The sequence below is a fragment of the Kurthia huakuii LAM0618 genome (assembly GCF_000505545.1).
Classification (GTDB): Bacteria; Bacillota; Bacilli; order Bacillales_A; family Planococcaceae; genus Kurthia; species Kurthia huakuii.
The window spans coordinates 234,658-260,514 of record NZ_AYTB01000008.1; the positions used below are offsets into that span (position 1 = coordinate 234,658).

Annotated in this window: 32 protein-coding genes; 9 read left to right on the top strand and 23 right to left on the bottom strand. The window is 40.5% G+C overall.

Annotated elements, in window-relative coordinates:
- Positions 1-88 precede the first annotated feature (88 nt).
- The gene (locus V514_RS0105555; RefSeq protein WP_035944432.1) at positions 89-1,666 is read left to right on the top strand and encodes an ATP-binding protein; all 1,578 of its coding nucleotides are present in this window, start codon (positions 89-91) and stop codon (positions 1,664-1,666) included.
- 9 nt (positions 1,667-1,675) lie between these two features.
- Positions 1,676-2,347, top strand: a complete 672-nt coding sequence (locus tag V514_RS0105560; RefSeq protein ID WP_029498857.1) for a response regulator — start codon at positions 1,676-1,678, stop codon at positions 2,345-2,347.
- Between the two features lie 501 nt (positions 2,348-2,848).
- Here the strand turns inward: V514_RS0105560 and V514_RS0105565 are convergent.
- From V514_RS0105565 to V514_RS0105580, 4 genes are read right to left on the bottom strand one after another with little or no spacing between them, the layout of a single operon-like run.
- Entirely contained in the window at positions 2,849-4,150 is a 1,302-nt protein-coding gene (locus V514_RS0105565) for an NAD(P)-binding domain-containing protein (RefSeq protein WP_029498858.1), read from the bottom strand.
- 3 nt (positions 4,151-4,153) lie between these two features.
- On the bottom strand, positions 4,154-4,567 hold the full coding sequence (arsC, locus tag V514_RS0105570) for an arsenate reductase (thioredoxin) (protein WP_029498860.1): 414 nt from the start codon (positions 4,565-4,567) through the stop codon (positions 4,154-4,156).
- 11 nt (positions 4,568-4,578) lie between these two features.
- Positions 4,579-5,865, bottom strand: coding sequence for an arsenic transporter (locus V514_RS0105575; protein ID WP_035944327.1), 1,287 nt, complete (start codon positions 5,863-5,865; stop codon positions 4,579-4,581).
- Positions 5,856-6,161: an ArsR/SmtB family transcription factor gene (locus tag V514_RS0105580; RefSeq protein WP_029498863.1), complete on the bottom strand. Its 306-nt coding sequence runs from the start codon at positions 6,159-6,161 to the stop codon at positions 5,856-5,858. Before V514_RS0105580 ends, V514_RS0105575 begins: the two co-directional genes overlap by 10 nt.
- Before the next feature lie 276 nt (positions 6,162-6,437).
- Between V514_RS0105580 and V514_RS0105585 the strand changes: the two genes are divergently transcribed.
- Genes V514_RS0105585 through V514_RS0105600 form a run of 4 tightly spaced genes read left to right on the top strand, consistent with a single transcriptional unit; the run spans position 6,438 to position 10,359 of the window.
- On the top strand, positions 6,438-7,481 hold the full coding sequence (locus V514_RS0105585) for an iron-siderophore ABC transporter substrate-binding protein (RefSeq protein WP_029498864.1): 1,044 nt from the start codon (positions 6,438-6,440) through the stop codon (positions 7,479-7,481).
- Positions 7,481-8,512 (top strand): FecCD family ABC transporter permease, encoded by a 1,032-nt coding sequence (locus V514_RS0105590; protein WP_029498866.1) that lies wholly within the window; start codon positions 7,481-7,483, stop codon positions 8,510-8,512. The genes V514_RS0105585 and V514_RS0105590 overlap by 1 nt, the downstream gene beginning before the upstream one ends.
- Complete coding sequence (locus tag V514_RS0105595) at positions 8,509-9,540, top strand: FecCD family ABC transporter permease (RefSeq protein WP_029498868.1); 1,032 nt, start codon at positions 8,509-8,511, stop codon at positions 9,538-9,540. Before V514_RS0105590 ends, V514_RS0105595 begins: the two co-directional genes overlap by 4 nt.
- Complete coding sequence (locus V514_RS0105600) at positions 9,541-10,359, top strand: ABC transporter ATP-binding protein (protein WP_029498870.1); 819 nt, start codon at positions 9,541-9,543, stop codon at positions 10,357-10,359.
- Positions 10,360-10,503: 144 nt separating this feature from the next.
- Here the strand turns inward: V514_RS0105600 and V514_RS0105605 are convergent, their stop codons facing one another.
- The 6 genes from V514_RS0105605 to V514_RS0105630 form a co-directional block, all read right to left on the bottom strand.
- Entirely contained in the window at positions 10,504-10,854 is a 351-nt protein-coding gene (locus V514_RS0105605; RefSeq protein WP_029498871.1) for a hypothetical protein, read from the bottom strand.
- The gene (locus V514_RS0105610; RefSeq protein WP_029498872.1) at positions 10,844-11,125 is read right to left on the bottom strand and encodes a type II toxin-antitoxin system RelB/DinJ family antitoxin; all 282 of its coding nucleotides are present in this window, start codon (positions 11,123-11,125) and stop codon (positions 10,844-10,846) included. Before V514_RS0105610 ends, V514_RS0105605 begins: the two co-directional genes overlap by 11 nt.
- Positions 11,126-11,373: 248 nt before the next feature.
- The gene (locus tag V514_RS0105615; protein WP_029498873.1) at positions 11,374-11,607 is read right to left on the bottom strand and encodes a hypothetical protein; all 234 of its coding nucleotides are present in this window, start codon (positions 11,605-11,607) and stop codon (positions 11,374-11,376) included.
- Positions 11,608-11,612: 5 nt separating this feature from the next.
- Positions 11,613-12,071 (bottom strand): GrpB family protein, encoded by a 459-nt coding sequence (locus tag V514_RS18825; RefSeq protein WP_327059461.1) that lies wholly within the window; start codon positions 12,069-12,071, stop codon positions 11,613-11,615.
- 339 nt (positions 12,072-12,410) lie between these two features.
- Positions 12,411-12,794, bottom strand: a complete 384-nt coding sequence (locus V514_RS0105625) for a hypothetical protein (RefSeq protein WP_029498874.1) — start codon at positions 12,792-12,794, stop codon at positions 12,411-12,413.
- A complete protein-coding gene (locus V514_RS0105630; protein ID WP_029498875.1) occupies positions 12,791-12,994 on the bottom strand; it encodes a helix-turn-helix transcriptional regulator in 204 nt (67 codons plus the stop codon). The genes V514_RS0105625 and V514_RS0105630 overlap by 4 nt, the downstream gene beginning before the upstream one ends.
- Before the next feature lie 493 nt (positions 12,995-13,487).
- Here V514_RS0105630 and tnpB point away from each other — a divergent pair, with 493 nt between their 5' ends.
- Positions 13,488-14,633 (top strand): IS200/IS605 family element RNA-guided endonuclease TnpB, encoded by a 1,146-nt coding sequence (tnpB, locus tag V514_RS0105635; RefSeq protein WP_029498876.1) that lies wholly within the window; start codon positions 13,488-13,490, stop codon positions 14,631-14,633.
- Positions 14,634-14,942: 309 nt separating this feature from the next.
- Here tnpB and V514_RS0105640 read toward each other — a convergent pair whose 3' ends face one another.
- The 8 genes from V514_RS0105640 to V514_RS19655 all read right to left on the bottom strand — a co-directional run bounded on the left by V514_RS0105640 (position 14,943) and on the right by V514_RS19655 (position 20,487).
- Positions 14,943-15,632: a ZinT/AdcA family metal-binding protein gene (locus V514_RS0105640; RefSeq protein WP_029498877.1), complete on the bottom strand. Its 690-nt coding sequence runs from the start codon at positions 15,630-15,632 to the stop codon at positions 14,943-14,945.
- A 137-nt stretch (positions 15,633-15,769) separates the two neighbouring features.
- Positions 15,770-16,897, bottom strand: coding sequence for an IS4 family transposase (locus V514_RS0105645; protein ID WP_029498878.1), 1,128 nt, complete (start codon positions 16,895-16,897; stop codon positions 15,770-15,772).
- A 278-nt stretch (positions 16,898-17,175) separates the two neighbouring features.
- Positions 17,176-17,445 (bottom strand): 30S ribosomal protein S14, encoded by a 270-nt coding sequence (gene rpsN, locus V514_RS0105650; protein ID WP_029498879.1) that lies wholly within the window; start codon positions 17,443-17,445, stop codon positions 17,176-17,178.
- The gene (locus V514_RS0105655) at positions 17,445-18,344 is read right to left on the bottom strand and encodes a CobW family GTP-binding protein (RefSeq protein WP_029498880.1); all 900 of its coding nucleotides are present in this window, start codon (positions 18,342-18,344) and stop codon (positions 17,445-17,447) included. The genes rpsN and V514_RS0105655 overlap by 1 nt, the downstream gene beginning before the upstream one ends.
- Entirely contained in the window at positions 18,337-19,527 is a 1,191-nt protein-coding gene (locus V514_RS0105660) for a GTP-binding protein (protein ID WP_029498881.1), read from the bottom strand. Before V514_RS0105660 ends, V514_RS0105655 begins: the two co-directional genes overlap by 8 nt.
- A gap of 60 nt (positions 19,528-19,587) precedes the next feature.
- Positions 19,588-19,737: a 50S ribosomal protein L33 gene (rpmG, locus tag V514_RS0105665; RefSeq protein ID WP_029498883.1), complete on the bottom strand. Its 150-nt coding sequence runs from the start codon at positions 19,735-19,737 to the stop codon at positions 19,588-19,590.
- A gap of 96 nt (positions 19,738-19,833) precedes the next feature.
- Positions 19,834-20,025, bottom strand: coding sequence for a hypothetical protein (locus V514_RS0105670; RefSeq protein ID WP_029498884.1), 192 nt, complete (start codon positions 20,023-20,025; stop codon positions 19,834-19,836).
- A 69-nt stretch (positions 20,026-20,094) separates the two neighbouring features.
- Positions 20,095-20,487 (bottom strand): LysR substrate-binding domain-containing protein, encoded by a 393-nt coding sequence (locus V514_RS19655; RefSeq protein ID WP_051392433.1) that lies wholly within the window; start codon positions 20,485-20,487, stop codon positions 20,095-20,097.
- Here V514_RS19655 and V514_RS0105680 point away from each other — a divergent pair.
- A complete protein-coding gene (locus V514_RS0105680; RefSeq protein ID WP_029498887.1) occupies positions 20,372-21,061 on the top strand; it encodes a DUF2332 family protein in 690 nt (229 codons plus the stop codon). The genes V514_RS19655 and V514_RS0105680 overlap by 116 nt on opposite strands.
- A gap of 150 nt (positions 21,062-21,211) precedes the next feature.
- Here V514_RS0105680 and V514_RS0105685 read toward each other — a convergent pair whose 3' ends face one another.
- From V514_RS0105685 to V514_RS0105695, 4 genes are all read right to left on the bottom strand, one after another.
- Positions 21,212-21,403 carry a hypothetical protein gene (locus tag V514_RS0105685; RefSeq protein WP_029498889.1) on the bottom strand — a complete coding sequence of 64 codons (192 nt, stop codon included), beginning with the start codon at positions 21,401-21,403 and terminating at the stop codon, positions 21,212-21,214.
- 54 nt (positions 21,404-21,457) lie between these two features.
- Positions 21,458-21,991: a Na+/H+ antiporter NhaC family protein gene (locus V514_RS20600; RefSeq protein WP_235073131.1), complete on the bottom strand. Its 534-nt coding sequence runs from the start codon at positions 21,989-21,991 to the stop codon at positions 21,458-21,460.
- Positions 21,928-22,776 carry a Na+/H+ antiporter NhaC family protein gene (locus V514_RS20605; RefSeq protein WP_235073133.1) on the bottom strand — a complete coding sequence of 283 codons (849 nt, stop codon included), beginning with the start codon at positions 22,774-22,776 and terminating at the stop codon, positions 21,928-21,930. The genes V514_RS20600 and V514_RS20605 overlap by 64 nt, the downstream gene beginning before the upstream one ends.
- A gap of 112 nt (positions 22,777-22,888) precedes the next feature.
- A complete protein-coding gene (locus V514_RS0105695) occupies positions 22,889-23,803 on the bottom strand; it encodes an NADP-dependent oxidoreductase (protein ID WP_029498894.1) in 915 nt (304 codons plus the stop codon).
- Positions 23,804-24,181: 378 nt separating this feature from the next.
- On the opposite strand from V514_RS0105695, the gene V514_RS0105700 reads away from it, so the two are divergent.
- A complete protein-coding gene (locus V514_RS0105700) occupies positions 24,182-25,363 on the top strand; it encodes a hypothetical protein (protein WP_035944439.1) in 1,182 nt (393 codons plus the stop codon).
- A 54-nt stretch (positions 25,364-25,417) separates the two neighbouring features.
- Here the strand turns inward: V514_RS0105700 and V514_RS0105705 are convergent, their stop codons facing one another.
- The gene (locus tag V514_RS0105705; protein WP_029498897.1) at positions 25,418-25,846 is read right to left on the bottom strand and encodes a GatB/YqeY domain-containing protein; all 429 of its coding nucleotides are present in this window, start codon (positions 25,844-25,846) and stop codon (positions 25,418-25,420) included.
- Between the last annotated feature and the right edge of the window lie 11 nt (positions 25,847-25,857).

Here is a 25,857-nt window from a genome sequence, read left to right on the forward strand (position 1 = left end):
ATTCCAGTGGTTATTTTACCATATGAAACGTGCTAAAATAGAGTCGTTTAGGGAGGGGCTGTAGAACGTGGAACGTAAACGAGTATCAATGACCGGCAAAATTACGGCCTTAACGTTTTTTATTATTGTTTTTTCATTTTTAATTTCAGGGTTGTTTGTGATTAATAATATTTTAAATTCAGAAGAAGAACGCATTACAGAACAAGCGATGCTCGTCGCGCAAACAGTCGGTAAGCTACCAGAGTTGCCGGTAGTACTTGAGGCGCAACAGTTAACGAATAAGCAAAAGGCTGCTACATTAAAAAAGACCGTGCGTGATGTGCGAACGACGAATAAAGCAGACTATATTGTGGTGCTCACGATGGACCGCGTGCGCTTGAGTCACCCAAAAGAAGCGCTAATTGGCGTAAAATCGCAATCGAATGATTTAGATGATGCCTTTACCGAACATTATTATACGACGACAGCGAAAGGCGATTTAGGGACCGTTGTGCGCGCATTTGTACCTGTGATGAATAACAAGCATGAACAAGTAGGCGTTGTGCTCGTTGGGTATCAACTGCCGACATTTGTGGATATTGTTGCGAACTTGCGTAATGAAATTATGTTTGCGACGTGTTTATCATTATTGTTTGGGACATGGGGGGCCTTTTTATTAAGTCGCCGGATGAAGCGGGAGTTATTAGATTATGAGCCACATGAAATTGCGAAACTGTATATTGAGCGTTCGGAAACATTTAATGCGATGCATGAAGGGGTTATTGCGATTGACAATCATTTTATTGTGACGATTTTTAATACGAAGGCCAAGCAAATTCTCGGTGTAACCGACGATGATTTACTCGGTCAAAATATATATGATATTTTACCGGACTCGCGCTTACCGGAAATTTTAGATTTTAATCAGCCCATTTACAATAAGGAGTTATTAATTAATCAACATACGATTTTATCCAACCGTGTGCCAATTGCAGTTGAAGGGGAGACAGTAGGGGCGATTGCGATTTTCCAAGATCGTACCGATGTAAAAAAGCTCGCCGAGGAATTAACGGGCGTGAAAGAATTTGTTCAAGCACTACGCATTCAAAATCATGAACATAAAAATAAAATGCATACCGTTGCAGGGTTGATGCAGTTAGGAAATTACCGCGAAGCATTGCAATACATTCAAGGTGTCAAGGAAGAGCAAGACCAATTGCAAACTTTCTTGCATGAGCGCATTCAAAATCAAAATTTAGCTGGTTTATTATTAAGTAAAGTGAATCACGGGAAAGAGCTCGGCATTATTGTTGAAATTGATGACCAGAGCTCACTTGAATATTTACCGCAAGCACTCGATTTCCAAGATTTTGTCGTGTTACTTGGCAACTTGATTGAAAATAGCTTTGATGCATTGCAGTTATCGCCGAGTGACGACAAGGAATTGCTGATTAGCATTGACCAAAACGATCAAGTGCTAACGATTTTAGTCGAAGATAACGGCATCGGTATGAGTGAAGCACAACTTGCGCGTATTTTTGATAACGGTTTTACGACGAAAAATTCACAAAATCATGGCATTGGTTTATATTTAATTCAAGATATTATAAAAAAAGCACAGGGCACGATTGAGGTGGAGAGTACACCAAATGCTGGCACAAGTATTGTCGTGACGTTTGAAATGTAGGGGGTAACCATGTTACGCGTATTATTAGTAGAAGATGATCCGATGGTTCGACAAGTGAATCAGCAATTTATTGAGAAAGTGAAAGGCTTTCAAGTCATCGATACCGCAAAAGATGGTGTTGAAGGGGTAGAGAAGGCGAGTGCATTACAGCCTGACCTCGTGTTTATCGATGTTTATATGCCAAAGCAAGATGGCGTTGAGAGCTTACGGCAAATTCGTGAAAGACAAGTGCCGGTTGATGTTATTGCCGTGACAGCTGCCAATGACCGCGACACGATTGAGAAACTTGTCCATCTTGGCGTATTTGATTATATTATGAAACCTTTTTCGTTTGAACGCATGAAAGAGGCGCTTGAAAATTATGCGACGTATAAACAACAATTTGCGGCAAAAGAAGCATTGTCGCAGCAAGAATTAGACCAGTTGCTACATAAATCACATACCGTGGCCTTATCGAAGGAATTGCCAAAAGGGCTTAACAAAGCAACACTTGAGAAAATTGTGACGTATATCGGCACACAGGAAGCGGCGATTTCTGCAGAGGAAGTAGCGCATGGTGTCGGATTAGCGCGTGTGACCGCACGTCGTTATTTAGATTTTTTAGAAAAGCAAAAACTTGTCGTCATTGAAATTCAATATGGTGGTATTGGGCGGCCGGTGAATCAATATCGCTTGCTGTAATTTTAGTATTTTTTTGATATGAAGTGCTAAAAAATACGGCATTTTAACTTTTTAAGCGCATAAAATTATTATTTATATGATGAAGTACAAATCTTTAATTCTGTATGTAGAAGCGGCATTAAAGGATCCCAAAAAGACTCGATTACGGGTCTTTTTTTATTTATTGGATTTGTAATGGCACCGGCGTCGTGCTATAGAACTATTGCTATTTGTACAGTGAAACATCATCACCATACATCGCGAGTGAATGTGTTAAGAAGCTCCAATTATAAGGAATATTAGTGGCGGCATTGTACGAAGCGGAAATTTGGCGTATGTACATAAAAAACGGAAATTTCTCGTCATGCACTGTTATTTACATAACTTCCTCTAATATATATTATGTAAACTACATTCAAAAGACAATTCGTAGTATGTATATCGGCCGCTCCCCGTTCATTATTAGTCATCGCACAAAAAAACAAGGAATCACAAATGTGATTCCTTGTTTCACTTTAACATTTAACAGCATCCACCCGCTCCGCTATTACAGACACCTGTTTGAGGCAATGTAAGTTGCACAGCAGCGGCCGCCTCAAAATCTCCGGCTAAATAAGCGACAACAGACCTTACTTGCTCATAACCTGTTGCCATTAAGAATGTCGGTGCTCGGCCATATGATTTGGCGCCTACAATGTAAAAATGAGGCTCTGGTTGACGCAGTTCTTTTTCGCCGTGCGCTTCTACTGTACCACAACTATGCAAATTCGGATCAATCAATCCCGCAAGCGCTGGCACAGCCTCGGTAATCGCATCCGCTTCGTAGCGCAGTTCCTGATGCATCTCAAACTTCGGCCGACTTCCGGTATTAACAATTAGACGATCAAAGCCGCGTAACTTTTTCTTACCATCCTTTAACGTAATACCTTCCGAGTCGTTATAAAGTGACTCCACCATAAAATCGGTCACTACTTCAATCGTCTGTTGCTGAATTAGTTGCGCCATTTGAAGTCCTAGCTCCCCACGTGCCGCTAGTTCATCTTGTGCTCCCCCACCTAATGCATCTTCTACACGTTTTTTTCGTAAAACCCATGTAATGGTCGTTTGTGGATAGCGCTCTTTTAACGCCACAAGCTGTAAAATCGACTGAATAGCTGAATGACCGCCACCAATAACCGCTATAGCTTGATTGGCATAGGTCGTTTCGTTTGCGGCGATATTTGGAATATGATAATCAATACGTGGTGCTAATGCCTGTTCAGCCGGTAATAATACACCATGACTTGCGGCTGGATTTGGCTGACCCCATGTGCCAGTCGCATCAATTACGGCACTTGCTTTCATCGTTTTTAAGCCCGTTGGTGTTTGAACAAATAATTGAAAGACTTGACTATCGCGTTTCGTAGATTTCATACGGTCCATTCTCTGACGCGTAATCGCAATTACTTCATGATGCGTATACAGTTTATCGCTAAATAATGCCGCAAGTGGTGCCAAGTAGTCCTCGACAAGCGCCTTCCCTGTTGGCAGTACATCAGGGTCAGGTGCTACCCATGACGTTTGCTGTAACAATGCTTGTGCCGCCGCATCTATATTGTATTGCCACGGAGAAAAAAGACGCACATGTGCCCACGATTGCACGTTTGCCGCAAGCTCCCCCTTTTCGACAATAAAAAATGGTAATTGATGTGCTGTTAAATGCGCTGCTGCCGCTAAACCAATAGGACCTGAACCGATAATAGCGACTGGCAACGTAGTATCGCAACACCCCGATGAAGGGTCACAGCACGCAGTCGGTTGATTTAAAATTGTTAATTGTTTCATATACTACACTCCTGTTTTTGCAAATTGTTGAATACGTCGTTGAATCGCATCGCGCACTTGTTGGAAAATGAGCCATTGTTCCGCTTCGCTGCCGGTTGCTTTCGCCGGGTCGTCAAAACCCCAATGAACACGCGTCACATGCGCAGGTGTGACCGGGCATTTATCCGCCGCATCCCCGCACAATGTCACAATAAGTGTTGCTTGCTGTAAAATCGCCTCGTCAATGACCGATGATTGCTGCGCCGAAATATCAATGCCAACCTCTGCCATTGCCTTAACAGCCTTTGGGTTTAAACCGTGTGCTTCAATCCCGGCACTTTCAACGTGCCAATCCGGTAAATACCGCTTCGCAAAGCCCTCTGCCATTTGTGAACGGCATGAATTTCCGGTACATAAAAAATAAATTGTTTGTGTCATCCCTGTGCTCCTTAAAACCATTTTAATGATAGATAAAGTCCGATTAATGTAATGAAAAGAATCGGCACCGTTAATAAAATCCCTGTTTTAAAATACGTGCCCCATGAAATTTTGATGCCTTTTAGTGACAAGACATACAGCCACACTAATGTTGCGAGCGAACCAATCGGCGTAATTTTCGGACCTAAATCCGAGCCGATAACATTCGCATAAATGAGTGCCTCCCGCGTGACGCCGGTCGTATGCGTTTCGGCAATGGCGAGCGCATTAACCATGACAGTCGGTAAATTATTCATAATCGATGACAAAATCGCTGCTAAAAAGCCCATGATGACGGTCGTTATGAATAAACCATGCGTTGCGGCCCATTCGATAAACGTAGCCAATGCCTCGGTCAGCCCGGCATTCCCAAGACCATAAACGACAACATACATGCCAATTGAAAAGACGACGATATTCCACGGTGCCCCTTTTATAACAGCTGTTGTTTGAACAACGGAACTTTTCGTTGCTAGTAGGAAGAAAATAATGGCGATGCTTCCAGCAATAAACGAGACGGGAATCGCTAACGCTTCACTACTAAAGTAGCCAATCACAAGCACAATTAGTACGAGCCATGATAATTTAAATAACTTCGGATCACGTATCGCAGCGCGTGGCTCTTTTAACATCGACGCATCATATGTACGCGGAATATTTTTTCTGAAATAGAGTAATAACACGACAATGGTTGCGATAATCGAGAATAAATTTGGCAACAGCATACGCAGCGCATATTCCATAAAGCCAATGCCAAAGAAATCGGCGGATACAATGTTGACAAGATTACTAATGACAAATGGCAGCGACGTCGTATCGGCGATAAAACCGCTTGCCATAATAAACGGGAAAATCATTTTTTCACTAAAGTTTAAATGACGTACCATCGCAAGAACGATTGGCGTTAAAATAAGCGCCGCGCCGTCATTCGCAAATAATGCCGCGACAACCGCCCCGAGTAAGCTCACAAGCACAAACATTTTGATGCCGTTCCCTTTTGCGATACGTGCCATATGAAGTGCCGCCCATTCAAATAGCCCGATTTCATCTAAAATTAACGAAATAATAATGATGGCGACAAATGATAGCGTGGCGTTCCACGTAATACCAACAACCGTCCACACATCATTCATCGTCACTACACCGGCTATGAGTGCAAGAAGTGCCCCTGCCGTTGCCGACCAGCCAATATTCAATCCCTTTGGCTGCCAAATAACAAAAATGAGTGTCACAATAAAAATACTACTCGCTAACAGCATGATGAACCCTCACAATGACAGCGGTTATCACCCGGTAATTGCGCGATGACCGCTTGTACGACCGGTGATAGGGACTCAGATAAGCGATAATACTTCCATGTGCCCTCTTTGCGTTCTAATACAATGCCCGCTTCTTTTAATTTTTTCAGTTGTTGACTAACCGCGGGCTGTGAAATGCCTAATACATCGACAAAATCACACACACATACTTCGCCGTCTGTTAAACAAGCGAGTAATTTTAAGCGATTCGCATCAGCGACTGCCTTTAATTGACGTTCCAATTGTAAAATGTCCATAAAACCCTTCTCTCTAAATAAGTATTCGCTTATATAGTAGCGCTATTATCGCCATTTGTAAATAAGTGATTCCTTATATAATGAAAAAAAGGATGGATATTTGCTGTTTTATATGGCTGTATTCGCTGTAGATAAATGGATATGTGCTTAAAAATAGTAAAAATACAACGATTTTAGCGTGCCACACAGCATTGACATGATCTTCTTCGCACTATATATTTCATTTAGTGAGAATTATTCTCAACTAAAATACATAAATAAGAGAGGTTAATACAGATGAAAAAATCGACGAAATCATGGCTTCTATTCATGATGGCTGCCCTATTTGCGCTTGTGTTAGGTGCTTGTTCATCAAATGAAGCACCTAAATCAGCGGATGACGCCAACAAAACCGCTTCAGATAGTCAATATCCAATCAAAATTAAACACGCACTTGGCACGACAACGATTGACAAAAAGCCACAACGTATCGCAACAATCGCTTGGGGAAACCAAGATGTGGCGCTCGCATTAGGTACGGTGCCAGTGGGCTTCTCTGCCGCAAACTACGGCATTAAAGATAATGACACAGGGATGCTTCCTTGGACACAACAAAAAGCGGCTGAGCTTGGTGAAAACAAGCCAACGATTTATCAAGATACCGACGGCTTAGATTTTGAAGCGATTGCTGATTCACAACCAGATGTTATTTTGGCCGCTTATTCAGGTTTAACACAAGAAGATTACGATAAATTAAGTGAAATTGCCCCCGTTGTTGCGTATCAAGCACAACCGTGGGTAACATCATGGCGCGATATGATTAAATATGATGCGCTGGCAATGGGCATGGAAAAAGAAGGTGCGCAATTAATTAAAGATACCGAAAAAACAATCCAAGATGCCGTCGCAAAATATCCAGCTATTCAAGGCAAACAAGCTGCTTTTGTTGCCTTTGATGCGAAAGATTTCTCTAAATTTTACGTTTATACAACAGCCGACCCACGCGGTGAAATGCTGGAGGAATTAGGTATGACTTACCCTGCAAGTATTCAAAAACAAGTGAAGGATGACGCGAGTTTTTATATTGAGCTAAGCGCTGAAAATGCCGATGCCTTAAACGACGCTGAAATTTTTGTAACGTATGGGGATGATACGACATTAAAAGCATTACAAAAAGACCCTATTCTCGGTAAAGTACCGGCGATTAAAGCAGGTAATGTCGTTGTCGTAGAAGATAATACACCGCTCGCTGCAGCTGGGACGCCAACCCCGTTATCGATTCCTTACACAATTGATGACTATGTATCGAAAATTGCCGAAGCGGCAGAAAACGTTCAATAATGACGTCGCTCGCTCTTAAAAATAAGCAAATGCTGCTGCCAAAACATCTCGTCGTGGTAAGCATGCTTTTGCTTATTTTATTTCTCAGTAGTATCGTGCTGTCTGTTGCGTTTGGGTCGCGTGCTGTTAGCTTTACGGGCATTATCGATGGGCTTTTCCATCCGGATGTGACGTCTCACGAAGCGACAGTCGTTCGTCAGCGGATAGCACGCACAATTTTTAGTATTATGTGCGGTGCGGCATTAGGTGTTTCAGGTGCCTTAATGCAGTCCGTTACACGAAACCCAATTGCCGATCCAAGTATTTTAGGTGTCAATACCGGCGCTTCCCTATTCGTTGTATGCGGTATCGCTTTTTTCAATAGTAGCGCGGCGAGTGATTATATTTGGCTTGCGATTATCGGTGCAATCATCACGGCGATTTTCGTCTTTAGTATCGGCTCGTTGGGCGCAAGCGGTGCAACGCCGCTCAAACTCGTATTGGCCGGAGCTGCGACAAGCGCCATCTTATCGTCGCTTGTAACAGCGATTATGATTCCGCGTACAAATGTCATCGATGAATTTCGTTTTTGGCAAGTTGGTAGTGTCGGTGCTGGCAATTGGACATCGGTGCAGTTATTATTGCCGTTTCTGCTCATCGGGATATTGCTGGCCATTTGTACAGCCCCTGCGTTAAATGCGTTAGCACTTGGCGATGAAGTTGCGACTGGGCTCGGCGTTCGTACGGGGATGCTACGAATGATTGCTGCCTTTGCCGGTGTGTTATTATGCGGGGTTGTGACGGCACTGGCCGGACCCATTGGCTTTATCGGTTTACTTGCAACGCATTTAATTCGCCTTGTTATCGGTGCAGACATTCGCTTTATTGTGCCACTTGCGGCGCTCGCCGGTGCTAGTATTTTGACGATTTCTGACGTTTGCGGGCGCTTCCTCGGTAGCCCTGGCGAATTGGAAGTCGGCATTTTAACCGCCTTTATTGGCGCTCCTATTTTAATTTTAATTACAATGAAAGCGAAGATGCGTGCCATATGATAAATCCAACAATTCAGCAAATGATGACTACTCGTAAAAAACGTCGCGTAAAATTTATAGGGACAACGCTACTCCTAGCTAGTATAGTACTCCTACTTTGTGCGGCGATGATGATGCTTGGCAATACAATTTATCCGGTGCAAGAGATTATCCGCGTCTTAATGGGCGACGTAATCCCAGGTTCCTCTTTTGCGATTAATGAAATTCGCCTACCACGCATGCTTGCGGGCCTTTTTGCTGGCTTTTCATTTGGTGTCGGTGGCTACATTTTTCAGACGATGCTCCGTAACCCACTCGCCAATCCAGATGTTATTGGTGTCACAACAGGCTCAAGTGCCGCTGCGGTATGCTGCATCGTGTTATTCCATGCGAGCAACCTCGTATTATCACTCTCATCGATTGCTGGTGGCTTAGTAACAGTGCTCATTATTTATGTATTATCAAAACAAAACGCGTTCGCAATCGGCCGTCTCATTTTAATTGGTATCGGCATTCAAGCCATGCTTAGCGCAGCGATTTCGTATATGATGCTTATCGGCAAAACGAATGATTTACCGACTGTCCTACGCTGGTTAAGCGGTAGTTTAAATAGCGCGAATATGCCGATGATTATGTCGTTAATGCTCTGTATTTTTTGTGCGATGCCGATTGTTTTGTATTGCTCGAAGCGGCTTTCGATGCTTGAGCTCGGTGAACAAGCTGCGACCGCACTCGGCGTTAACACGAATAAAACGCGCGTTGTGTTAATTATTTGTGCCGTTATGTTGATTGCGCTCGCTACGGCGACAACAGGCCCCATCGCATTTGTTGCCTTTCTTGCCGGACCGATTGCACAGCGCATTGTGGGCTCAGCATTTTCCAATATACTCCCTGCTGGGTTCATTGGCGTTATTTTAGTGCTTGGCGCGGATTTAATCGGCCAATTTGCGTTTGAAACGCGCTATCCAGTTGGTGTTATTACGGGAATTGTTGGTGCACCGTATTTAATTTACTTACTGATTCGCATCAATCGAAAGGGAGTTATTTAAGTGACAACACATCTATTTCAAACGGATAAACTACAAGCAGGCTATGCTAATAAATTGATTTTAAACGAAGTGAGCTTAACCATTCCAAGCAATCAAGTAAGCATTATTATCGGTGCGAATGGTTGCGGGAAATCGACGCTTTTAAAAACGATGGCGCGCCTTATGCAGCCGATGAATGGACAAGTTATGCTTGATGGCAAATCGATTCATCAGATGCCGTCAAAGCAACTTGCGCAAAAAGTAGGGTTATTGCCGCAATCCCCGATTGTACCAGAAGGGATTACGGTAGCAGATTTAGTCGGGCGTGGCCGCTTCCCGCATCAAACACTTTTTAAAAGTTGGTCGTCAAAAGACTATGAAGCGGTAGCTAATGCACTTGACATGATGCATATTACGGAATTTGCGGATCGTTCTATCGATGAATTATCCGGTGGTCAACGTCAGCGCGTTTGGATTGCGATGGCGCTTGCACAACAAACCGACATTTTATTTTTAGATGAACCTACGACCTATTTAGATATCACGTATCAAGTCGAAATTCTCGATTTATTGACCGACCTCAATCAACAATATGGCACGACAATCGTCATGGTACTGCATGATATTAACTTATCGGCGCGCTATGCCGATTATTTATTCGCTATAAAAGAAGGAAATCTAATCGCTGAAGGGAAACCGACTGATATTGTGACACCAGCGCTTATTAAAGAAACATTTGCGCTTGATTGCCAGATTATCAACGACCCGGTTTCTCACACACCGCTTATCGTGCCGGTTGGGCGTCATCATCAAAATCATTTTACTCGTTTGTCTAAATAAAATTTAAAAAATCTACGACCGCTGTTAAATCAACGGTCGTAGATTTTTTTGAGGAATGCTTTTAGTCCTAACTGTGCAGTCAAAACGCGCTATATTCCCGCTTCTTGACCATACAAAAAAAGTCCCTATTTCTAGGGACTTCAACTATTGGCGCATTGTTGCTATACGTGCGGGGTAACTCTCTATAAAGTCTGCCAGGTCATTAACTGCGCTTGGCGGTAATGTACCCACTAAATCAAAGCTAACATCTGAAATATCCATTGTTCTTTTTGAGTCAATATCTATCCAACTTGCTTTCGGTAGACCCGCGCCTCGCCAATCAACTATTTCAAAATATTGCGCTCTGATATAAGCTGATTTGGACGCATATTTAGACGAAATTGAAAAGAATGTTACTTCGCTTTCCATTATGGATAATATGAAAACAGGTCGTCTTTTTCCACCCTCTGCCCCTTTGAAGCTAACATAACAAAAGCCGATATCACTAGTATTCATCTTCTTCTAACCAATCCTCAAATTCTGCCTTGTTCATCTTCACACTAGGAATATCTGCTGTTACAGCTAATAAACGCGCGTTCGCTTTGTCTTTCTCCGATGCTTGTAGTTCAAACGGGATTTTCCCTTGAATGACAAGTTGTTTATAAAAAGCTGTAAGTGCAGCCTTTTGAGTCAGTCCAACGGAATCAAGAATGATGTCTGCTTGTTGTAACAATTCCGCATCAATTTGTACCTGTAAACGTTTTGTTCGTTTTTCTATAGTTGCCATAATTAACACCTCACTAATAATACTCATCTATAACTCATATAATACTCTATATTTACCCTTATAACATAACAAATACACCTATGAAGTTAAGACAAGCTGAATGTTCAACCCATCTCCTGGTGTACATTTGAACGACTCATATCGCTACCGTTATACAAACATTACCAAAGTGCTGTTTAGGAAACAAAATCAACCGAATTCCGTAAGTCCTGATAACGCTTTTTCTTGAGTACTTTCACTACCCGAAATTATATGTATGAAGGTGAATAAATTCTGTCTGTATCTATCACATAATCAACTTTAATATCTTTTGAATAAGGGACTTGCTCAAATTTATGAAATTCGCAAAAAATAGTAGGAAGATTACGAGTGTCCAAGGTCAATTCTTTTGTTTGGAGATACATTTGTTTCAAATGTTGTTTTGAGCATTTTCTTCCTGTAAGAATAGCTTGGTTAAAGTAACCATCAATTTCAATAATCATACCTATCACTCCTGATTGCTAGCTTGGATTTTTATCTTAGCTATTTCGATAATCGTTCTGATAAACGGTTCTTTTTTCTTTGTATACGTTGGTCTATCGAATTTATAATTAGAAGCAAGTACTTTTTTTAAGGCAGCATATTCTTTAGCTACATCGGGATTTAGTCTAAGATAATCTCGAAATAACAATTTTTCTATCCACTCGTTGCTATTAAATTTACAAATATGCAGGTGGCAAGTACCCTGTCCCCATAATCCCTTCCTAAAAAATCTTCTCTCTTTAAACTCAGGTTTATGTACATATTCATATTCAATTTCACTAAGGGGAAGAATAAAGTTAGATATTTCCTCTAAATCTTGCACGCCCACAAGGATATCAATTACTGGCTTAGCTTTTAATCCGTTTATAGAAGTGCTACCAATATGTTCAATCCCTAAAATTTTATCACCGATAACATTAGCAATTCGTTTTTTTCATATTTAAATTCATTTTCCCATTTAGGATTATACTCACTGAGAGTAACAATTCGTTTCGTCATTTTATTCCCACCTATAAAATTATGGTTTTTCAAATTCTATAAAATCAACACAAAAAATTCTGCAACAAATTTGTTGCAGAAGAAATCTTCACAAACCATTATTTGGGTACGTTATTTGATTTATTTATGTATACGTTATAAATCCTTATTCCACTAAAAAACCGTTTGCTTAAATACATTTAAGAACTTCTGCGTTAGTGTTTCTCAATTTTTAATGTTATATTTTCTTCGCTTTTTGAATAAGATTGTATAGATTAATTATTCATTAAATTAATCTTGAATAAATAACCATTGTTAACGGAATTGCTGTGATCATAACGCAAAATAAAACTAATAGAACTTGCGTAGCACTTAAAACGAGAGGTCCTAGCGAGCCAGTTAACAAAAATAGAATAAGGAATGCTCCGAATAATGTAAAGTAATTAGCTGTCATGCTACGACCTACAATTTCTTTTGCGCGCTCATCTTTCGGAAATAAATGAGGTGACAAATAAGACATCATTATTGCGCTAGTACCTAAAAAAAATATCATAATCGGCTCTGGAAACTCACCTTTTGCAATGTGTGGATAATTGAGATAAACACCTAACGGAATCATAATAATTGCTAAAAACAAGTATGTTAATTGATTTTCACGTGCTTTTTTCATTCAGAATCCCCCTCATAAATAAATACATCTTCAATCTTGCAGTTAAAAATTTCTGCTAACTTAAAAGCTAAAATGATGGACGGATTATATTTCTCTTTTTCAAGTGAAATAATAGTTTGTCTAGATACAGAAAGATTTTCTGCCAACTGGTCCTGCGTCATACTGTGTTGAGCTCGTAAAACCTTTATATTATTTTTAATCTTAAATCCTCCTTTTTGTAAAGTTAGCTTTACTTTAAGTTAAGTGTACTTTACATTTTGTATTTTGGAAAGTAACTTCCTTAATATCTCTTTATGACTTTCATAATTAATAAATAGAAACGAAACTGGGACATAACTCAATTTTTTGAGAAAAAGTAAAAATCCTATATTATATTTCTTAGATTTAGAGCAATTTAAATAGAATTAAAAGCAAAAAAATGAGCCCGGTACAATACCGAACTCATTTTATACAAGCCGCTTAAACGAAATAACCGTGTCTAACTTTTAGGGGCCACTTCACATTTGTGGCTTTTTCGTATTAACGCTCACCATAACGGATACGCAGCGGATCTATTCCGTTTTATCATTTTTTCGCAGAAGACACCCTCCTCAACGCGTGGAGCGAGTAGGTGGGGGATGAATGCGGTGCTTAAAAGTAGAAATGGAACATTTGTTTGTGTTAAACTAGAAGGCAAACAAGGAGGTGTTCGCCATGCTCTACAAAGCATACCCATTTCGTCTCTATCCGAACAAAGACCAACAAGCGTTGATTCATCAAACGCACGGTCATTGTCGTTTTGTCTATAACCATTTTCTTTCATTATGGAATACAGCATACAAAGAAGAAGGAAAAGGCTTAAATCGCTCCAGTATGTCTAAACTGCTGACAAAACTGAAAAAACAGGACGAGACAGCCTGGTTACGCAACGTAGATAGTGTGGCCTTACAAACCTCCTGTGAACAGCTCGTGGATGCATTCGGGCGTTTTTTCAAGAAACAAAACAACTATCCGCGTTTCAAAAGCAAGAAAAACGCCGTGCAAAGCTATACGACCAAAAATACGAATCACAATATTGCGATTGTCGGCAACAAAATCAAGTTACCCAAACTAGGACTCGTCAAATTCAAACAAACTCGCGCGCTCGAAGGTCGAATTATGCGTGCAACGATTCATTACCATGCGAGTGGGCGTTTTTCGGTGTCCATTACGTGCGAAGTCCCCGAATTTCAGCCCCTACCAAAAACCCATCAAGCAATTGGCATTGATTTAGGCATCACCGATTTCGCGATTCTTTCCGATGGACGTAAAGTCGATAACCAACGCTTTACGGCTAAGATGGAACAAAAGTTAAAACGTGAGCAGCGAAAACTTTCACGCCGTTACGAACAAGCGAAAAAAGACAACCAGGTTTTACGAGACTGCATGAACTACCAAAAACAACGCCGTAAAGTGGCGCGTTTGCGTGAAAAAGTGGCGTTTCAGCGAGAGGACTTCTTACACAAGTTGACGACGGCATTCATTCGTCAGTACGATGTCATTTGTATCGAAGATTTGAACACCAAAGGCATGCTGAAAAATCATAAACTAGCAAAAGCGATTCGTGACGTATCCTGGTCTTCGTTTGTGCAAAAACTGATGTACAAAGCGAAGTGGTATGGCCGAACAATCGTGAAAACCAATCGCTTCTTCCCATCAAGCCAACTATGCCATGTATGTGGGCATCATGATGGCAAGAAAGCCTTAGAAATTCGCGAATGGACTTGTTCATCATGCCACACGACACTCGACCGCGACATCAATGCAAGTCGCAACATTTTAGCAGAAGGATTACGCCTTTTTGAAGCAACCCAACCGTAGGGACTACGGGGCTCGCCTACTAATAGAAGTGAAGCCGCTGTTTCGAGCAAGGAGGAACAAGCAGGCACTGTTCGTAGGAATCCCCCACTTCAAGCGAGATCGTGAAAACGCTAAGTGGGCTAAGTGGGGGTAGTTCAATCCTTATTAATATGCAGGCCATGAAAAAATTCCGCCGATTATAATAACAAAGAGGCTTTGACATACGTGTAAAGACAGCCTCTCCTATGAATATACGAAAAACCGGAATCGCGCTGTGGCACGGTTCCGGTTTTTCGTTGTGAACGCTAGTTTTGTCCTAGCCTCATTTTTCTAATGTGCGATCATTTCATGTGCAATATCATGCCCTGATAAATCAGCTGGATAATACGTCGGCCAATTGTCCATTTCCTCTAATAATTTTGCGCGGTCATCGCCAAAATAAAGATGGAAATGAGATGATTTTTCGTCATGAATAATATGGTCGCTAAATTGCACATATTTCGGTGCAGTGGATGCGTCATCAACTTGCTTGAAAATATAGCGCACGCCGCGATTTCCTTTTTCATACGTCAAAATTTCATAGCCATCCGCCTCGTATGTACCCGTCACTTTCTCTTTTCCTTTATAAAAGGTCATTGTATTCGCTGTAATATCAATGGCTGTGACATCGGTTTTATAGCCCACTTTATAATATTTTTTGTAGGCTGTAGCGGTCTTATCCCCGTCCTCTGCCTTATGTTCAAACACTTCGTCTAGCGTCCCATCTTGCAAATACGGATAGACCGATTGCCAATTATTCGCCCAATTTGTTAGCGGACGGTCTTGTACATCTCCATCTTCAAAATAGCCTTCATAGATTTTTTGAGCTGCTTCACTTTTTTCATCATGTGCGTGTGTCTCTTCCTTTTCAGTCGATTGTGCAACCGTTTTTTGCTCCTGTGTCTCGGTTTTTTCCTCCCCACATCCCGCAAGTACGAAAGCTAATGCTACTACTGCTGTTGCTGCTCTCCACTTTTTCATTTGTTCCACTCCTTAAATCGTAATTGTTACGTTTTATAATATATCGTAATGATTACGATTTGTAAATAGGCAAATTAAAAACCACTCATCTCTGAATGGTTTAAAAGCTAAATAGCACACGTGTTGATTAACCAAAATCACCCAATATCTAGTTGATAAAGTTCACGGTGGAATTCGACTATTTCTTTCAATCCAATTCGCCATTCAATCGGCAGGGTATCACAAAGAAGCTGGCGTGTGAAACCAGCGAAAGACAGGCGTTTACAGTGCTTTTTCTTGTGTCCTTCCGTTTGTAAAAATTTCAATAATACGTAGGCAATTAACGCCGCAAATAGTTGGCTATACACCGCATTTTCAGTCGTGCCAAATAAAACAGGCACATTTAAGTTCTGTTTGATCCAACGAAAGAACGATTCAATTGCCCAGCGCTCTTTATACATGCCAGCGATTTCTTCTGCCGTTACATCGCGAAGATTTGTCACAACACGGACAACATCTCCTTCGTAATCTGTAAATTCTACGATACGATGGCGTGCGACGGTTTGTTTTTGCGTTGTACCAAGGATACATGTAAAATCAGCGACTACATTGGAACCTGCGACAGGGGCTCTTTTTAACGATTTCTTTCGACTTACATGAATATTTTCCTTCAAACGAATGACGAAATCTTGTCCGGTTTGCGCGTAACGATCGACCTTATCCATTGAAAAATAAGCACGATCTGCCACGAGAATAAAACGCTTGTCCTCTAAGCTCACGCCAATCGGACCATCATGTTTTAAGCCCGTTGTTTCCACGACTTTCAAGGGCATCTCAGTCGTATTTGTGAAGCTAACGTGCAACTTGATGCCTGAGCGCTCACCATGATATAAAGCCCATGGTAAACGCGTTTTTCCAACGGTAATCGTTGTCGAATCAATCGCTAGTAAGTCTTTTTTAAGCTTTAATTTTCGGCGTGTCGCTCGGTTTAAACGTCTAACAATGACGTCAAAAATACGCTTCACAATATGGTGATTCAGCTCGCCTAAGCGTTTCGAAAGCGTAGAATAATCCACAGATTTCAAACCCTGTGCTGAAGCCACATCCGCTGCGTGACGTAACCTTTTCCATTCGAAAGCCGCTGCACCAACTAAATAAGCTAAAAGTGTAGGTACATCGCATTTACGAGCTGTATCTTCAAAACCATATTCAACAAGAATTTCGTTGATTTCTTCCTGTGAAATAAAGTTTTGAAGTAACATGAAAATCGTGGTATTCTTAGCCATGAGAGATTCCTCCTCGTAAATGTTGGTGTGGTAACTTACATTTTACATGGAATCTCTCTTTTTTATTGCATTTTATTGGTAAAAATTAGTTAATCAACAGACGTGATACGCACCTTCTCAATATCGTAGTGTAATCGATTTAAATAGCTAAAAATTTGCATATATCCCCCTGTTAACATTTATTCATTAGCAGTGTATCATATCGTGTAGTTGCTATAAGGGAGCTACTAATTAAAAAACACTTCTAAGAAAATTCTTTAGAAGTGTTTTACGTTCTATTACCAGCTTGCTTTTTTAACCCCTGGAATTTGACCTTTGTAAGCAAGCTCTCTGAATTGAATGCGTGATAGGTTAAATTTGCGCATATTACCACGTGGGCGCCCCGTTAATTCACAACGTCTTGTAAGTCTTACTGGCGATGCATCACGCGGTAATTTTTGCAATGCCTCGTAATTATGCTCTTCTTTTAATTGTTGACGCAGTGCTGTATATTTTTCAACTATAGCTCGACGTTTTTCATTGCGTATGATTTTTGATTTTTTTGCCATTATGTAGCCTCCAATTGTTGTTTTAATTGCTCAATTTCTAAATCTTCTCCGATAAAAACGAGTGTTGTTGGGAACTTGACTTCCTGTGGAAAATATAGGGGAACACCAAATGAATACTGAAATAAGGTTGTTTTTTCCGGATACTCATCTACTGACACAAAGCCCTTTATACGAAATACAGTAGCGGGTAACGCTCTTACAAATGCATCAAGGGCCCGCTTTGAGATAACTTTTTTAAATGTATAAACAAAGTGATGCACATGTAAATGATGCTTCATATGCGCCTCCGTTGCACGTCCATTTGCATGTGTAAAATAGTGTGTATCAAGAGGCATACGACCATGTGTGGTCATGCGCCACTGTGCATTTGGCTGAATCATTTTAATATCTTGTACGATTGTTTCAAATTGTTGTTGCGTAATTAAATCCGCTTTGTTAATTAATACTTGGTCTGCATATTTAATTTGTTCATCCATTAATTTTTGAAGCGGTTTACGATAAAGATGTTTTTTACTCCAGCGTTCACTATCTACTACTGTAATGACTTTTTGAATTGTCATATGCTCAGCAATTACGGGGGATAAACAAGCATCAATAACTTCAAGTGGATGTGCGATTCCAGAACTTTCGATATAAATCACATCAGGTTTTTGCTGTTGATATAGCATTAAAATTGCGCGCTCTAATTCATCCCGTCCTGTGCAGCAAATACAGCCATCCGTAATCTCTGAAAGATGTGTATCCGGAGACAATAGCTTACCATCAATCGATACCTCACCTACCTCATTCATGACGACCGCAACATGCTGTTGATCTTCTTGTGCTAATAGATGTTTTAATAACGTTGTCTTTCCGCTTCCTAAAAAACCGCTCAGTAGCACAATACGTGTTTTATTCATGTGCAACATGCCAATCAAATGGATTTTCAAATGTGGACCAATCCGCATCCATTTCCTTCGCCGTTAGTAAGCATGCATCTAGTTGTTTCGTAATGGCTTCTTGCTCTAAATCCATACCAATGAATACTAATTGCGTCTTTCTATCTCCAAACTCCGGGTCCCATTCTGCTAACACTTCAGGCTCCTGCGCCATTAATTGTTGCTGCTCAGCTTTCGGTAGAGATGCTACCCAATACGTTAATGGTGACAATGTTGCAGACGAGCCTGCCTGTGAAAATAATAGCGCCATATTAGGATGCCCAGCGCTCCAAATAAAGCCCTTTGAACGGACAATCGATAGTGGTAAATGATCTGCCCATTTTTTAAAGCGCGTCGGATGGAATGGTAAAGTACGTGTATACACAAACGAACCAATGCCGTATTCCTCTGTTTCCGGTGTATGATGGGTATTATTTAGCTCTTGTAACCATCCTGCCGCTGCTGAGGCTTTTTCAAAGTCAAATCGACCAGTATGTAAAATAGCACTCGGATCAATTTCGCCATATGTAGTACGAATGACTTTGGCTTCTGGTTGTAAAGATTTTAATACACGCTCTAATTGCGCTAATTGCTGTGGCGTAACTAAATCACATTTATTAATGACGAGCACATCACAAAATTCAATTTGATCGATTAATAAATCGGCCACATCACGGTCATCCTCATTCCCAGCCGCTTGTTGACGTGCAAGTAAGCTCTCTCCCGATTGAAAGTCTGTCCAAAAACGATTGGCATCGACAACGGTTACCATCGTATCAAGCACACAACTTTTCGTTAAATCGATATTTAATTGTTCATCACTGTATGAAAATGTTTGTGCAACTGGAATTGGTTCGCTAATACCCGTCGATTCGATAACAATATAATCGATATTTCCTTTATCTACGAGACGCTGTACTTCCAGTAATAAATCTTCACGCAGTGTGCAGCAAATACAGCCATTTGATAATTCTACGAATGTTTCATCGGTACGCGAAATCCCACTTCCTTGTGCGACTAGTGCTGCATCAATGTTAATTTCGCTCATATCATTCACGATAACTGCGACACGTAAGCCTTGTTCATTTTGTAAAATATAGTTTAACATCGTTGTTTTTCCCGCACCTAAATACCCACTCAGTACCGTCACCGGAATTTTTGTCATGTTGTCGCCACTCCTTAATCGTAATTATTACGATTTATTTTTTTGTAAAATTTTTTATCGCTACTTTGTTTCACGATGTAATGTGACGCGCCCTAATCTCGGAGAATATTTTCGTAATTCTAGACGTTCTGGATTCGTTCGTTTGTTCTTTGTCGTTATATAATTGCGATCTCCTGTTTCTGTACAAGCTAATGTAATGTTTACACGCATACTAGACACCTCTTTTTTAAATAGTAATGATTACGTTTTATGATTTTACGCTTCTATTTTTTGTTTGTCAACGGCAAATTTAAAATAACCATCGATTTATGTTAAAGAACTTCGCAAACTATGTAAAAAAGATTGAATATTTTGCTGATTACGGTTGTAGGAAGCAAATATATTTACCTCGTAAAAATTTGCAATATCTCCTATAGTTAATGCATTTAATTCATTCTTCATTAATTCTTTTTCTACTAAAAATTCTGTTAATAAGCCAAGGACTAATTGGTCTTGCATTAATTGAATAGCAAAAACACTATCTTTCCCCCCTGTAAAGGAATGGATTGGATACTCATTTTCTAGCCATTACAGCACTGAGACATGCTCATTTAAATAACCGATAGCAAGCTCATTATTTGTAAATAAATGATGTAAGCGCGCATCTCTTGTTTCGCCGGCCATTGGTAGATTAGGTGAATAAATTAATTTTAATGGTGCACTAATAAGTTTTTCTGCATGACTGTCTTTTTGCTTTGTAGGATTTAAGTCTATGACAATATCCGCTTTTTTAGATTGTAACAGCTCAGCTCCATCATGCTGATTAAGCATCAAAATTTCAAACTTATAATTTCGTGCTTCCAATGTGAAACGATGTAATATCGATAAAATAAATGTCGATGCTAGCGATGATGACAATGCAATCACGATCGGTTCTTTTTGTGGAATCGCTGCAAAATCTCTAAAGCCTTTAGCAATCATTGAAATTGGAACAAGTGCCGGACTCTTATTGAATCTCGAACACTTTTATTATCCTATTGAGCAGCAGCCATTCATTCAGTTTGGACAATTTAATAGTCCACTAAAAATCTACGCAAAAAATTTAGGTAATCCATTAAGCACACTACCTTCTCTTTCCATTGTCGATACACAGGATGAGGAACAAGCTTTATGGCTTGAATGTCTAATATGGCCTGAATTAACGCAGCGCAAAGAAAATCTAAAAACAGCGATTCAATTAAATAGGCATGTTAAGAGTCAATTAATAGAAGGAGACTTCAGACCACTATTGCCTCTCCTTCTAAAAAAGGCACTGCAGGAAAACACTCAAATTATCATTTTCCATACGCATGTAGCGAATCAATTTCCACCCGCCCTAAAAGAAGAACTGCTTCACTTATTGCAGACTAATAGTATGGAACAGCCTCTATATCACGTCTACATTAATCTATTTGATACACATTTGCATGTAGATTCTATCTATCAAGGTGAAATCGTCTCGGAAAAAATTTTAAGAGAAATTGATGGGCACGGGGAATATTATGTTTGGCGTTAAAATACAAAAAGAGGCTGGGACAAAACACGTCATCTTCCTTTTTTAGTGTTCGCAACGAAAAACCGGAACCACGCTACAGCGCGATTCCGGTTTTTCTTATGCTCATATGAACGGTTGTTTTTATACGTATATCCCAGCCTCTTTTTTGTGCTATCGTTCCTTATTCGGTGCATCATTTTTAATAACAATGCCTCCAATTAATAATAAAACGATGCCGATAATACCACCGATTAATTCTACCGTACCAAATTGATCGTGGCGGATATAATTCACAACAAAATTACCACCAAAAATAATAAGCATAATTAGGCCAAGTGAATTTAAAAATTTCTTGTTCTTCATGTTGTCACCTCATCGTTTTCTATTGTACTAAAGATAATGAAAATGACAAACGATTTACAGTGGCTTCAATGCGGGTATTGCACGCTTTTTCATATAAAATGAACGAATGATTCCAGCAAGCGGTAATAAGTATAAATAACATGCAAATAAAATACTTGCTACCGGTGCATCAACAGCCGCTAATGGCACTGCACAGGCAATAGACCACGGTACAAGTGGTGGGATGACAATTGCCGTATCCGCTAGCATACTCGCTGTTTTTTTATCATCATGATAAATGTCTTTATTTAATTGATAGGTTAACATAACGGCGAGCGTCTGATTACATGAAATCATGACCGCTACAATCGCTACAATCGTTCCGGTAAAGAAATTGGTCGTTTTATGTGCCAATGCCTCTACACTATGCTGAATGCTTTCTAGCATATTCGTGCCATTGAAAATGCCAAAGTAGGACGATGATAGGCAAATGATAGCGATAACATTCACCATCGATAAAATGCCTCCACCATCAAGCATCGCACCTAATTGTAGATTATCTGCGATATAGCCGCTCCAAAGTGTTGCTGCAATATCAGTGAACGACATTTTTGAACAACAACACAAATAATAATTCCTGACAGAATACTAATGAGCATTGTCTGTTTAATTTTTATTTTCAATAGCAGCAACACAAAAATAAGGGCAGCTGGTATTAACGTATAGCCATTTAACACAAAGCTATCAGCGAAAATAGCTGTAACATGCGTAGTTTTTGCCTCTGGCGTATGAATGAAACCTAATACGATATAAATCGCACTCGTCAGCGCAAACGGAATGGCTGCTGTTTTAATCATTTGGCGAATATGCTCAAATAATTTCATATGCGTCAATTCGCAGACAAGCAGCGCACTTGTCGACATCGGTGAACAACGGTCGCCAAAGTAAATACCTGATAAAATCGCACCAGCAACAAATAAGGGGTTTTCCCCCATTACATTGCCGATTGTCATACAAATAACACCAATCGTTGCCACAGTACCGAAAGCAGTACCCGTTAAAACGGATACAAGGCAATTGAGTAAAAAGACGACAATAATAAAAATCGCCGGCACAAGGAATCCCGTTGCAACATCAATAATCATTGGAATGGTCCCAGCTGCACGCCAAATGCCGGTCATCATGCCAATAAGGATAAAAATAAATAACATGCCTTTAATTTGACGAATGCCTTGCCATGAAAAGCGCAGCATCTCATGTACAGCATGTCCTTTTTTTAAGCCATACATAAAAAAGAGCATATAGCCAAACACAAGTGCCAGCAAAATCGATTGATTGAATGCGACACAAAGCAATAAGCTACATGCAAATAATCCAAAAACAACGAACTCCATCTCTCACACAGCTTTCTTGCATTTTTTTCTGACGTAAGTTTAACGATGTCACGTCGCTTGTGCAAGGCGATGTGTGTGTTTGTTGCAAATTAAGTCATAATTCATACAATTTTTAGGATTCGCGCACCTGAAGTAAAACCTTGCCGTCATGGTTACCTGCCACCAGCATGTCATGTGCTTCACGCGCACCGGTTGCTGTAAATGGTAAAACTACAGGCTCACGTACTTGAAGCGGCAGATCGATAAGTGCATCCATCGCTTCCTTGTCGGTCATATCTTTTGTACGCTGTCCGTCAATAAGTTGAACTGAGCGTGTTGTATGTGGTAAGCCTGTGAGCCCAACAAAGCGTGCACCATCCTTTGCATAGCGAATACCCGCTTGACCTCCCTTACCAAGTAAGGACGCATCAATAATAATATCCGCTATCCCGTCGAAGGCAGCTTCATCTTGGTGATAATCGGCAAAATCATCTGCACCAAGCCCGCGTACATACGCTTCATTGCGCGCACTCGCGACCGCAATAATATGTAAGCCCATTTCCTTTGCTAATTGAATGGCAAAGCTCCCAACGCTCCCCGAGGCGCCTAAAATAGCGACCGTTTCACCCTGCTGTGCTTTTGCAAAGCCATGCAGTGCCCAATAAGCCGTGACAGCCGTATGCGAAAAACTTGCGGCCTGTGCTGTCGTTAAATATTCAGGCTTTAAAAACGTATGGCTCTGCCCAGCCGCAACATATTCACCATAGCCGTTGCGTGCCGTTTTCGCAATTACAATATCATCTATTGAAAATGCTGTGACAGCTTGCCCTACTGCAACAATTCGCCCTACAACCTCATTCCCTGGCACATAAAATTGTGTTAATGGCGTATTCGCAAAATCGCCGCGACGCACCTCAACATCATATACATTCACCGCTGTATAAAGCGTTTCAACCAATACTTGCTTTTCTTTTGGCACAGGTACCGCGATATCGCGCTCCTCTAGTACCGATGCATCTCCATACGTCTCAAATCCAATTACCTTCATGTTTATCAGCTCCTTGCTGTTCTCTTTCCAATTCATGTAAAAATTAAACCATTTATGCTTTAGCCTATGCTAGCTCGGGTACTAATAACTAGATAGGAGCATTCCTGTTAGAAGGATTTTCAAGTCTCTGAAAATCCTTCTAACAGGAATGCTCCTTTGTAAAGAATAAATAAATGAATTTTTCATTAGTTCACCTCATCCTCTATACTATCAAATTACAGACAAAAAAGTGCTTAAAATCCATATATTTGAAAAAATAAAAAGTAAAAAGATAGCAGGTTCTTCCCTGCCATCGCAACCGCTCCTTTTCAGATTTCGCTTTTTTTAGCCCGCTTCTGTATAATAAGAAAGACTACATAATTGAAAGGTTTTGAGAACATGTCAAACGTTGAAAAACTACTTTCTGGCGCGCGCGACCTCATGCATCAAGCGCGTTTGAATCAAGCTATTAATATGTGTACAGCGGCGATTAAAGAAGAGCCGGGCAATAGCCAAATCTATCGCCTACTCGGAGAAATCGCTTATGCAATGGACAATAAAAACTTAGCGATTGCAGCCTATTTATCTGCACTACATATCGAAATTGCGAAAGTCGAGCATTACGGCTTAACCGAGCAAACCTTACCAATGTATGAGCGCATTCCAGATGATTTAAAGGCGCAACTTCCGGTCAAAGGAGCTTTCCTTCTTTATTACGATACGAATACATTGCGTAATTTAGCTCATGCGGTTGCCGATTTTGACGACAATGCGTTAAATGAAGAAGCACAGCTACGCCTCTACAAGCAATTGTATCGTTACAGCTTAATGCAAAATGTTGAGAGCTACAAAGCATTATTAGCGGAAAATGATTTAACAGAAGCGGATTATATGGATGCTGAAGAGTCCTTTTATATTCCAATCGGTAATGAGCTTGCACAAGCATGGCTGCGCTTTGATGAAATTGGTAGCTTAGACGTTGGGCGCCTGTATTTCGGTACAGAGCCTGCCGGTAAAGAGCAAGCGCCACCGAAAACTGATGAAAATTTAGAAGCGGTCAATAAATTATATGGCACGTTATTTAGCCAATTGATGCAATTCGTCGATCCCGATAGCGTTCAAAAGGAATATACGGCGATGCTAACGGGCGAAAAAATGACGATGACGGGGAAAGAAGCGGTTTATGAGCATTCTTTACTGCAAAAAATGGCGTCGTTAACAGCGAAACAAGGGATGCTTCTAGAGCTTTTAAAAGAATTTGTGCGCACAAAAGAAGCATATACAACCGATGCCCTCGATGAAAAATTAGCAGAAGCTGAAAAACAAAGTATGTCGTCGTACAATCAAGTTATTCCGATGCTAAAACAAATGTATCAAGGCTCCGAACAAGAGCGCGTCGCACAGCTAGAGCGCGACTACAAATTATATTCATTCACAAACAGTCTCTTAATGGACCTTGTGATGATGTTAAATGATAATAGCGCACTTTTAACGCGTCTAGCAATCGTATCACCAGAAATAAATGCCAATATCGTGCAACAATATTGCGGGTACTACTTAAGCGAAATGTTTCCAGCCTAAACAAAAAGAGAACGATTCCTTTTAACAGGACGTTCTCTTTTTGTTTTGCGGTAGTTAAGAAATAAGTGCTTTAACGACTTTTGCCATCGTTTTCCCATCTGTTTTACCGGCTAATGCAGGTTTCGCAATTTTCATCGCGACCCCCATATTCATACCAGCTGTAATACCTGCGGCTGTTAGAGCATCTGCCACTTCTTGTTCAGATAATTGCTGTGGTAAAAACGCGGTTAAGATGGCTAGCTTGCGTTTTTCATTCGCAATTAAATCATCACGACCTGCTTGCTCTGCCCCTTCTAGCGCTTGTTCTGTTTGTTTTACTTCGCGCTGGATAATCGCGATCTCATCTTGCTCTGAAACGGGTGCTCCTTGTTCTTTCGCCTGTAAATCAATGGCTGCCTTGACAAGTTGTAGCACTCCTTTTTTTAATGAATCTTTGTCACGCATTGCTTGTTTTAATTGTTCAAATACAGCATTTTTAATCATGCCAATCATCT

What these genes read in the sequence shown, in the direction of transcription:
- V514_RS0105625 (WP_029498874.1), bottom strand. Translation starts at nt 12,794, where the DNA reads ATGAAAAAAGCACGTGAAAATCAATTAACATACTTGTTTTTAGCAATT.
- V514_RS0105575 (WP_035944327.1), bottom strand. Translation starts at nt 5,865, where the DNA reads ATGCTGTTAGCGAGTAGTATTTTTATTGTGACACTCATTTTTGTTATT.
- V514_RS20605 (WP_235073133.1), bottom strand. Translation starts at nt 22,776, where the DNA reads ATGGAGTTCGTTGTTTTTGGATTATTTGCATGTAGCTTATTGCTTTGT.
- V514_RS0105670 (WP_029498884.1), bottom strand. Translation starts at nt 20,025, where the DNA reads ATGCAAGACCAATTAGTCCTTGGCTTATTAACAGAATTTTTAGTAGAA.
- tnpB (WP_029498876.1), top strand. Translation starts at nt 13,488, where the DNA reads ATGCTCTACAAAGCATACCCATTTCGTCTCTATCCGAACAAAGACCAA.
- V514_RS0105610 (WP_029498872.1), bottom strand. Translation starts at nt 11,125, where the DNA reads ATGGCAACTATAGAAAAACGAACAAAACGTTTACAGGTACAAATTGAT.
- V514_RS0105615 (WP_029498873.1), bottom strand. Translation starts at nt 11,607, where the DNA reads ATGATTATTGAAATTGATGGTTACTTTAACCAAGCTATTCTTACAGGA.
- V514_RS0105585 (WP_029498864.1), top strand. Translation starts at nt 6,438, where the DNA reads ATGAAAAAATCGACGAAATCATGGCTTCTATTCATGATGGCTGCCCTA.
- V514_RS0105655 (WP_029498880.1), bottom strand. Translation starts at nt 18,344, where the DNA reads ATGAATAAAACACGTATTGTGCTACTGAGCGGTTTTTTAGGAAGCGGA.
- rpsN (WP_029498879.1), bottom strand. Translation starts at nt 17,445, where the DNA reads ATGGCAAAAAAATCAAAAATCATACGCAATGAAAAACGTCGAGCTATA.
- V514_RS0105595 (WP_029498868.1), top strand. Translation starts at nt 8,509, where the DNA reads ATGATAAATCCAACAATTCAGCAAATGATGACTACTCGTAAAAAACGT.
- V514_RS20600 (WP_235073131.1), bottom strand. Translation starts at nt 21,991, where the DNA reads ATGTCGTTCACTGATATTGCAGCAACACTTTGGAGCGGCTATATCGCA.
- V514_RS0105555 (WP_035944432.1), top strand. Translation starts at nt 89, where the DNA reads ATGACCGGCAAAATTACGGCCTTAACGTTTTTTATTATTGTTTTTTCA.
- V514_RS0105695 (WP_029498894.1), bottom strand. Translation starts at nt 23,803, where the DNA reads ATGAAGGTAATTGGATTTGAGACGTATGGAGATGCATCGGTACTAGAG.
- V514_RS0105605 (WP_029498871.1), bottom strand. Translation starts at nt 10,854, where the DNA reads ATGAATACTAGTGATATCGGCTTTTGTTATGTTAGCTTCAAAGGGGCA.
- V514_RS0105705 (WP_029498897.1), bottom strand. Translation starts at nt 25,846, where the DNA reads ATGATTAAAAATGCTGTATTTGAACAATTAAAACAAGCAATGCGTGAC.
- V514_RS0105560 (WP_029498857.1), top strand. Translation starts at nt 1,676, where the DNA reads ATGTTACGCGTATTATTAGTAGAAGATGATCCGATGGTTCGACAAGTG.
- V514_RS0105700 (WP_035944439.1), top strand. Translation starts at nt 24,182, where the DNA reads ATGTCAAACGTTGAAAAACTACTTTCTGGCGCGCGCGACCTCATGCAT.
- V514_RS0105640 (WP_029498877.1), bottom strand. Translation starts at nt 15,632, where the DNA reads ATGAAAAAGTGGAGAGCAGCAACAGCAGTAGTAGCATTAGCTTTCGTA.
- V514_RS0105645 (WP_029498878.1), bottom strand. Translation starts at nt 16,897, where the DNA reads ATGGCTAAGAATACCACGATTTTCATGTTACTTCAAAACTTTATTTCA.
- V514_RS0105590 (WP_029498866.1), top strand. Translation starts at nt 7,481, where the DNA reads ATGACGTCGCTCGCTCTTAAAAATAAGCAAATGCTGCTGCCAAAACAT.
- V514_RS0105660 (WP_029498881.1), bottom strand. Translation starts at nt 19,527, where the DNA reads ATGACAAAAATTCCGGTGACGGTACTGAGTGGGTATTTAGGTGCGGGA.
- V514_RS0105685 (WP_029498889.1), bottom strand. Translation starts at nt 21,403, where the DNA reads ATGAAGAACAAGAAATTTTTAAATTCACTTGGCCTAATTATGCTTATT.
- V514_RS19655 (WP_051392433.1), bottom strand. Translation starts at nt 20,487, where the DNA reads ATGATTGCTAAAGGCTTTAGAGATTTTGCAGCGATTCCACAAAAAGAA.
- V514_RS0105565 (WP_029498858.1), bottom strand. Translation starts at nt 4,150, where the DNA reads ATGAAACAATTAACAATTTTAAATCAACCGACTGCGTGCTGTGACCCT.
- rpmG (WP_029498883.1), bottom strand. Translation starts at nt 19,737, where the DNA reads ATGCGTGTAAACATTACATTAGCTTGTACAGAAACAGGAGATCGCAAT.
- V514_RS0105580 (WP_029498863.1), bottom strand. Translation starts at nt 6,161, where the DNA reads ATGGACATTTTACAATTGGAACGTCAATTAAAGGCAGTCGCTGATGCG.
- arsC (WP_029498860.1), bottom strand. Translation starts at nt 4,567, where the DNA reads ATGACACAAACAATTTATTTTTTATGTACCGGAAATTCATGCCGTTCA.